Annotated in this window: 5 protein-coding genes (1 of these 5 running past the window's edge); 3 read left to right on the top strand and 2 right to left on the bottom strand. The window is 72.9% G+C overall.

Going from position 1 to position 7,799, the window contains the following annotated elements:
- Positions 1–998, top strand: the 3' portion of a protein-coding gene (locus OG698_RS25160) for an MFS transporter (protein WP_406105575.1). It extends 292 nt beyond the left edge of the window; only the last 998 of its 1,290 coding nucleotides appear in the window; the start codon falls outside the window, past its left edge; it ends in the stop codon at positions 996–998.
- Positions 999–1,009: 11 nt separating this feature from the next.
- On the opposite strand, the gene OG698_RS25155 is transcribed toward OG698_RS25160, so the two are convergent.
- On the bottom strand, positions 1,010–2,707 hold the full coding sequence (locus OG698_RS25155; RefSeq protein ID WP_406105574.1) for a SpoIIE family protein phosphatase: 1,698 nt from the start codon (positions 2,705–2,707) through the stop codon (positions 1,010–1,012).
- A gap of 188 nt (positions 2,708–2,895) precedes the next feature.
- The gene (locus OG698_RS25150; RefSeq protein WP_406105572.1) at positions 2,896–4,320 is read right to left on the bottom strand and encodes an NAD(P)/FAD-dependent oxidoreductase; all 1,425 of its coding nucleotides are present in this window, start codon (positions 4,318–4,320) and stop codon (positions 2,896–2,898) included.
- A 383-nt stretch (positions 4,321–4,703) separates the two neighbouring features.
- Between OG698_RS25150 and OG698_RS25145 the strand changes: the two genes are divergently transcribed.
- Positions 4,704–5,498 (top strand): TetR/AcrR family transcriptional regulator, encoded by a 795-nt coding sequence (locus OG698_RS25145; protein ID WP_406105570.1) that lies wholly within the window; start codon positions 4,704–4,706, stop codon positions 5,496–5,498.
- Between the two features lie 356 nt (positions 5,499–5,854).
- On the top strand, positions 5,855–7,798 hold the full coding sequence (locus OG698_RS25140; protein WP_406105568.1) for a sigma-70 family RNA polymerase sigma factor: 1,944 nt from the start codon (positions 5,855–5,857) through the stop codon (positions 7,796–7,798).
- Position 7,799: the final 1 nt, after the last annotated feature.

Raw genomic sequence — 7,799 nt, 5'->3', positions numbered from 1 at the left:
CGGCGGCGGTGCTCGGTGCGGGCACGGCGGTGATCCAGCCGGCGCTCGCCACGATGATCGTGTGGACGTCCACGCCGGACACCCGTACGCGCGCCTTCGCCATGCAGTTCTTCCTGCAGAACCTCGGTCTTGGCATCGGCGGGCTCATCGGCGGCCAGATCGTCGACGAGAGCCGCCCGTCGAGCTTCACCCTGCTTTTCGGCATCGAGGCCGTGATGTTCCTGGTGCTCGCCGCTGTCGTCGGTTTCGTGCGGATGCCGTACGCGCCGACGATCGGCGGGGCCGTGCCGAAGGGCGGCTCCGGGACGGGCGGCGGGCTGCGGGCGCTGTTCCGGCACCGGGCCATGGTCCAGCTGTGCGTCCTCGGGTTCGTGCTGTTCTTCGCCTGCTACGGGCAGTTCGAGTCGGGCCTGAGCGCGTACGGCGTGGAGGCGGCGGGGATCTCCCCGTCGACGCTGGGCATCGCGCTCGCCGCCAACACCGCGATGATCGTGGTCGCGCAGTTCGCGGTCCTGAAGTTCGTCGAGCGGCGCAGGCGGTCCCGGGTGATCGCCGCGGTCGGGCTCGTGTGGGCGGTCGCGTGGCTCGCGGCCGGGTACGCGGGTGTGGGGCACGGCAGCCAGGCCATGGCGACGGCCGCGTTCATCTCGACGTACGCACTGTTCGGTCTCGGTGAGGCGATGCTGTCGCCGACCGTGGCCCCGCTGGTCGCCGATCTGGCGCCGGCCGGGACGGTCGGTCAGTACAACTCGGCGTTCGCACTGGTCAAGCAGCTCGCTCTGGCCGTCGGGCCGGCGGTCGGCGGGCCCATGGGGGCCGCGCTGCACGGTCCGTACATCGTGACGTTCGTGCTGTTCTCGCTGGGAATCACGTTCCTCGCGGTGCGGCTCGGGCGGCATCTGTCGCCCGTGCAGGACCAGCCTTCGTTGGCGAAGAGCCGCATCGTGGCGGAGGGCGGGGCTCCGGTCGAGCCGGTGCCCGCGGCCGCGTCCGCCTGAGGCCCGGCCGATTACGGCGTACGCGGCAGGGCGAATTCGCACCAGACCGCCTTGCCGCCGCCCGGGGTGCGCCGGGAGCCCCAGTTCGAGGCGATCGTGGCGACGATGGCGATGCCCCGGCCCGCCTCGTCGGCGGGTTCGGCGCGGCGGCGGCGCGGCAGGTGGTCGTCGCCGTCGGTGACCTCGATGATCAGTCGCCGGTCGGTGCGGCGGAGCCTGAGGCGCATGGGCGGGGTGCCGTGCTGGATCGAGTTGGCGACGAGTTCGCTGGCGGCCAGGACGCCCAGGTCGTGCAGCTCCGGTGAGAAACGCCAGCTGGCGAGTACGCCCGAGGCGAAGGCACGCGCGCGTGGGGCCGCTTCGACGCCGCCGAGGAGTTCCAGGGCCGCGTTGCGGAACAGCTCTCCGTCGGGCCCCGTCCGCGCCGGGTGCTGGAGGACGAGGACGGCCACGTCGTCGTCGTGGTCCGCGGTGACGCCTGCCGCGCGGATGAGTCGGTCGCACACGACCTGGGGCGTGCCGGTGGCGCCGGCGAGCGCGCGCTCCAGGGCCGCGACGCCCTCGTCGATGTCCTCGTCCCTGCGTTCGACCAGGCCGTCGGTGTACATGACGGCGGTCGATCCGGGGCCGAGCGGCACCGATCCGGAGGCGTGCAGCCACCCGCCGGTGCCGAGCGGGGGTCCGGTGGGCTCCTCCGCGCGGTGGATCGTGCCGCTCTCGTCGCGTACGAGGATGGGGAGGTGGCCGGCCGACGCGTAGACGAGGCGGCCCTCGTTCGGGTCGTGGACCGCGTAGACGCAGGTGGCGATCTGGTTGGCGTCGATCTCGATGGCGAGGCCGTCGAGGAGCTGGAGCACCTCGTGCGGCGGCAGGTCGAGGCGGGCGTAGGCGCGGACGGCGGTGCGCAGCTGGCCCATGACGGCGGCTGCGCGCACCCCGCGGCCCATGACGTCGCCGATGACGAGGGCGGTGCGGCCGCCGCCGAGGGTGATCACGTCGTACCAGTCGCCGCCGACCGCGGCCTCGGTGCCGCCCGGCTGGTAGGTGGCCGCGATGCGCAGGTCGTCGGGCTGCTCCAGCTCCTGGGGCAGGAGGGAGCGCTGGAGGGTGACGGCGGTCTCGCGCTGACGGCGCTCGCTGGCGCGCAGCCGCTCGGCGGCTTCGGCGTGGTCGGTGACGTCGGTCGCGAAGACGAGTACTCCGGAGCCGCCTGCCCGCTCCTGTCCCGCCCCCTCGTTGCCACCGTCCGTTTCGCCGGCCGGCACCGTCACGGGTGTGCAGGTGAACGTGTACGAGCGGCCGCCGGCCACCTTGCGTGACTTGACGGTGCGCGGCTTGCCGCTGCGCAGGACCTGGTCGAGCAGCGGCAGCAGGCCGAGTTCATCCAGCTCGGGCAGCGCCTCGCGCGCGGGGGCGCCGGTGGGGCGGTCGCCGAAGGCCGCGACGTACGCGTCGTTCACGTACGCGATGCGGTGGTCGGGGCCGTGGACGAGGGCGACGAGGGCCGGGACGCGGTCGAGGACCTCGCGTGCGGGCAGTTCGTCGATGCCGGCGGCGGGCGTGGGCGCGTCGTCGTCGGACGGGGGTTCGTGGCGGGCGGCGGGCACGGCGCCTTCCCCTCGCTGGCTTTGGGAGACGCCATGGTCGGACCGCGCTGCCGCGCGGCGCTGCGTTCCGGGGAGCCGGGCGCTCCAGCGCGTGAAGTTCACTGTGGGGAAAGCCTCGTGAGGTCGGGTGGGGTCTCCCCTGTCCGGCCGGGAGACCGGGAGCGCGGGGAAGGGCAACGTGGCGGTCGGTCCGCCCACGGTCAGGGGCCGGCCAGGGTCATGGACCAGTCTGACCGACCGGACCGACATCCGTCAGACGCCGGTCCTTGAGGGGGAGTTCCTGAGTCCGGTCAGGTCGACCCCTTCGGGTCCTGGGGCGGGTTCGCCGGGGGGCTGCCCGGCGGGATTCCCCCGGCCGCGAGTTCGAATTCCGCGCGCGGGCGTTCGAGCGAGCCGAGGGAGACGATTTCGCGCTTGAAGAGCCCGGTGAGTATCCATTCGCTCAGGACACGGGCCTTCCGGTTCACGGTCGGCACCCGGCTCAGGTGGTAGACGCGGTGCATGAACCAGGCAGGGTAGCCCTTCATCCTGCGCCCGTAGACGTGTGCGACACCTTTGTGCAGGCCGAGCGAGGCGACTGAGCCGGCGTATCGGTGCTCGTAGTCCGTCAGGGGCTCGCCGCGCAGGGAGGCCGCGATGTTGTCTCCGAGGACTCTGGCCTGGCGCAGCGCGTGCTGGGCGTTGGGAGCGCACTCCTTGCCCTCCTCGCCGGCCGTGATGTCGGGGACTGCGGCCGCGTCGCCCGCGCCCCAGGCGTGCGGAGCGCCGTCGACGGCGAGCTGGGCGGTGCAGGTGAGGCGGCCGCGTTCGTTGCGCGGCAGGTCGGTCGCGGCGAGCAGGGGGTGCGGTTTGACGCCCGCGGTCCACACGACGGTGCGGGTCGGGAAGCGGGAGCCGTCGTCGAGGACGGCGACCCGGTCCTCGCAGGATTCGAGCCGGGTCCGCAGACGTACGTCGATGTTGCGGCGCCGCAGTTCGCTGACGGTGTAGCGGCCCATCTCCTCGCCGACCTCCGGGAGGATGCGGTCGCTGGCCTCCACGAGGATCCATTTCAGGTCGTCCGCGGTGACGTTGTGGTAGTAACCCGCGGCGTAGCGCGCCATGTCCTCGAGTTCGCCGAGTGCCTCCACACCCGCGTAACCGCCCCCTACGAAGACGAAGGTGAGGGCCGCGTCGCGGATGGCGGGGTCGCGGGTCGAGGAGGCGATGTCCAGCTGCTCGATGACGTGGTTGCGCAGGCCGATGGCCTCTTCGACGGTCTTGAAGCCGATGCCGTGGTCGGCGAGCCCGGGCACGGGCAGGGTGCGCGAGACGGAGCCGGGGGCCAGGACGAGTTCGTCGTACGTGATCTCGACGGCGCCCGTGCCCTCCTCCTCGGTGGCCAGCGTGGTGAACGTGGCGGTGCGCTTGCCGTGGTCGACCGCCGTGACCTCGCCGACGATGACGCGGCACCTGCCGAGGACGCGGCGCAGCGGCACGACGACATGGCGCGGCGAGATGGACCCGGCGGCGGCCTCGGGTAGGAACGGCTGGTAGGTCATGTACGGGTCGGGGGTGACGACGACGATCTCGGTCCGGCCGCTTCTCAGTTCCGGTTTGAGTTTCTGCTGGAGGCGCAGGGCGGTGTACATCCCGACATATCCGCCCCCTACGACGAGGACGCGCGTACGCGGGACGTCCGGGGCCGTCCCCGGGGAAGAAGCAGTCTTCGGCATCGGCACCACCCCATGACGCATCGGCCACCTGAGTTTGTCCACAGCCCCGGCAAATTGTGTGACCGGCGGCCGCACCGGCAGCCGGTCGGGCGAATTGCCGGAGTACGGGACATGTCCGCAGGTCAGCGCGTGTGAAGCGGGTGAGGTGCGGGGGTGCAATCGGGGTGGAATCGCCGCGTACTCCGTTCGGGGGGGCGCTCCGTGCGGAACCTGCCCCTTCTGAATTGACTCCGGCTCAACTATGTTCGTGTGCTGTCGGGGTGTCGGGGGATGCGCTGACGGATCCGTCGGACGGGTCCGTGGAACTGGCCTGTTCCTCACGCTCCGGTTGCCAATGGCGGGGAGAGTCTCCGGGGGGAGACGTCATTACCGGGGGAACACATATGCACATTCAGGACTCTCAATGGACTTCCGCGGCTTCCGCTTCGGCCGTGGCCGGCGGACCGGCCGCCACCGCGGGCGGTATCGGGCGCGGCGCGGGCGACAGTTCGCGTGCCGCGCCGCTGCGCGTGGATGCCCAGCGCAATCTGGAACACGTCCTGCGCGCGGCGCGTGAGGTCTTCGGCGAGCTGGGGTACGGCGCGCCGATGGAGGACGTGGCGCGGCGGGCCCGGGTCGGTGTCGGCACGGTGTACCGGCGCTTCCCGAGCAAGGACGTACTGGTGCGGCGCATAGCCGAGGAGGAGACCTCCCGGCTGACCGACCAGGCGCGGGCCGCCCTCGGCCAGGAGGACGAGCCGTGGTCGGCGCTGTCGCGCTTCCTGCGCACGTCCGTCGCCTCCGGCGCGGGGCGGCTGCTGCCTCCGCAGGTGCTGCGCGTCGGCGTCCCCGACGAGCGGGCCGACGCGGCGGGTGCGGTCCGGGACGAGACGCGGGTTCCGCAGCAGCGGCACGCCGGCGCGCCGCCCGAGCTGCGTCTCGTGGAGCAGCGCACGGCCCCGGTCACCGAGGCCGTACCGGTGGACGACGCGGGCGCCGCGGAGCTGCTCGAGGTCGTCGGGCAGCTCGTGGACCGGGCGCGCGCGGCGTCGGAGCTCCGCGAGGACGTGACGGTGGCGGACGTACTGCTGGTGATCGCCACGGCGGCGCCCTCGCTGCCGGACGCCGCACAGCAGGCCGCGGCCTCGTCGCGACTTCTGGACATCCTGCTCGAAGGGCTGCGGTCGCGGCCCGCGTAAGGGCGGGCAGTACCGCGTGGGACCGGTGGAGCTGGGCGCACCGGGGGCGGGGCGGGTTCTGGGCGTACGACCGACGCCTGGGGTGCCACGGCGGCCTTCGGCGGGCCCGGTGCCAGGTGATGCGCGCGGTGCCGGCTGTGGGGACGGCCGTGGGTGGTGCATGTGCGTCGCGCGCGGCCAACTCCCGTTTTTGACACGAACGTTGACCACTACCCGTACGGGTGAAAGCTATTGCTTCGCTGTAGGAAGTTTCCACGGATGAGTGGTTGACGGGCACCGGCAGGTGGTGCGGGCCACCCTTGTGGCACTCTTTCCCGCGTGTTCGGGTCTGAGTGTGCGGTCGGGGGCTTTCCGCGGTGAACGTTGACGGGCGGGACGAGCCACTCGAGAACTGTGGTGCGGGCGACACCGGGACCGGCGGGCTGCCCGCGCGGCAGGTGCCGAGCCAGGGAGGTCCACGCCGCGGCAACTCGCCGGGCTCCGAACCCCCCGGCCCCTCCGACGCCCCGGGTGAGGACCGCTCCGACCCGAGCGTCCCGCAGCAGCGCGAGCACGGCGTGGATCCGGGCGCCTCCGTCCTGTCGCCCCCGCGTGACACGCCTCCGGCGGACGCCGACCTGATCGCCCGTATGCGGTCCGGCGACGACACCGCGTACGAGGAGCTGTACCGCCGTCACTCGGCCGCCGTTCACCGTTACGCACGCACCTGCTGCCGGGACGGGCACACTGCCGACGACCTCACCGCCGAGGTGTTCGCGCGCATGCTTCAGGCCGTGCGCGGCGGCAGCGGGCCCGAGCACGCGGTGCGCGCCTATCTGCTGACCACCGTGCGCCGCGTCGCCGCGGGCTGGACGAAGTCGGCGAAGCGCGAGCACCTGGTCGAGGACTTCGCGGTGTTCGCCCAGCAGGCCGCCCGCTCCAGTGAGGTCTCCGACGACGACACCCTGGATCTCGGAGCCGACGTCCTCGCGATGCACGAGGCCGAGCAGTCGATGGCCATGCAGGCCTTCCGGTCCCTGCCGGAGCGCTGGCAGGCCGTCCTGTGGCACACGGAGGTCGAGGACGAGTCGCCCAGCGAGGTCGCCACGCTCTTCGGCCTCGACGCCAACGGCACGCGCGTGCTGGCCAAGCGCGCCCGCGAGGGCCTCAAGGAGGCGTACCTCCAGGCCCATGTGAGCACCACCCTCACCCAGGACGAGGAGTGCGCGCGCTACGCCGACCGGCTCGGCGCGTACGCCCGCGGCAGCCTGCGCACCCGGGCCGAGCGCGGCCTGCGCAAGCATCTGGAGGAGTGCGCCAAGTGCCGGCTCGCCGCCGGTCAGATCAAGGAAGTCGCCAGCGGGATCCCCGGTGTCGTGCCGGTGGCGGTCATCGGCTGGTTCGGTGCCGCCGGGTACGCGAAGGTGGTCGCGCTCATCGGCGGCGGCGCCGCGAGTGCGGCGGGCGCCGGTGCGGCGGCCGCGGCGGGCGGCAGTTCCGGAGGGGCCGCGGGCGGGGGCGCCGCGGCGTCCGAGGGGCTCGGCGCGCCCGTGAAGGCGGGCATCGCGGCCGGTGTGGTCGCGGCGGGCGTGGCAGTGGCGGTGGCGATCGCCCTCGCGGGCGACCCGCAGAAGCCCGAGCCGGAGGCGCGCAAGGAGAAACCGGCGGTCTCGCAGCCGATCACCCCGCCGAAGCCGACGCCTCCCCCGAAGCCGAAGCCCGAGCCGCCGGCCCCGCAGCCGACGCCTCCCCCCGAGCCCGCGCCGAAGCCGACGCCCACCCCGAAGCCGACGCCCAAGCCGACACCACCCCCGAAGCCGGCCCCGAAGCCGGCCCCGAAGCCGACGCCCGAGCCCACTCCGAAGCCCACGCCTCCCCCGCCCGCCCCGGCCGTCTACCAGCTGAACCAGCTGCCGTACGCCGGACTCGGCGACGGCACCGAGCCGGAGATCCGGACCGGCGAGAGCAGTTGGGTGTGGCAGCGCTACGACCTGCGCGTCGCGGACAAGCAGTACGCGAACGGCGTCACCGTCCACGCGAACTCCTCCGTGACCATCGACCTCAACCGCAGCTGCACCGCGTACGACGCCTTCGCCGGTGTCGACGACATGACGCTCGGCACGGGAGCGGTGCGGTTCTCCATGTACGCGGACGGGGTGCGCCTGTGGAGATCGCAGGTCCTCAGAGGCGGGGACCCTGCCGTTCCGGTTCACGTGAATCTGGCGGGGCGCAAGGCGATCCGGCTGGTCACCGAGCCGCAGACGAACTTCGACTCCCTCGCGGTCGGGGACTGGGCGGAGTCCCGTTTCACCTGCCGGTGAG

Origin of the sequence: Streptomyces sp. NBC_01003 (assembly GCF_045162695.1) — a bacterium.
GTDB lineage: Bacteria > Actinomycetota > Actinomycetes > Streptomycetales > Streptomycetaceae > Streptomyces.
Note: the sequence above shows the minus strand (reverse complement) of the source record. Positions and strands in the feature narration are given on the sequence as shown.

Coding starts and splice junctions, on each gene's coding strand:
- OG698_RS25145 (WP_406105570.1), top strand. CDS start 4,704: ATGCACATTCAGGACTCTCAATGGACTTCCGCGGCTTCCGCTTCGGCC.
- OG698_RS25150 (WP_406105572.1), bottom strand. CDS start 4,320: ATGCCGAAGACTGCTTCTTCCCCGGGGACGGCCCCGGACGTCCCGCGT.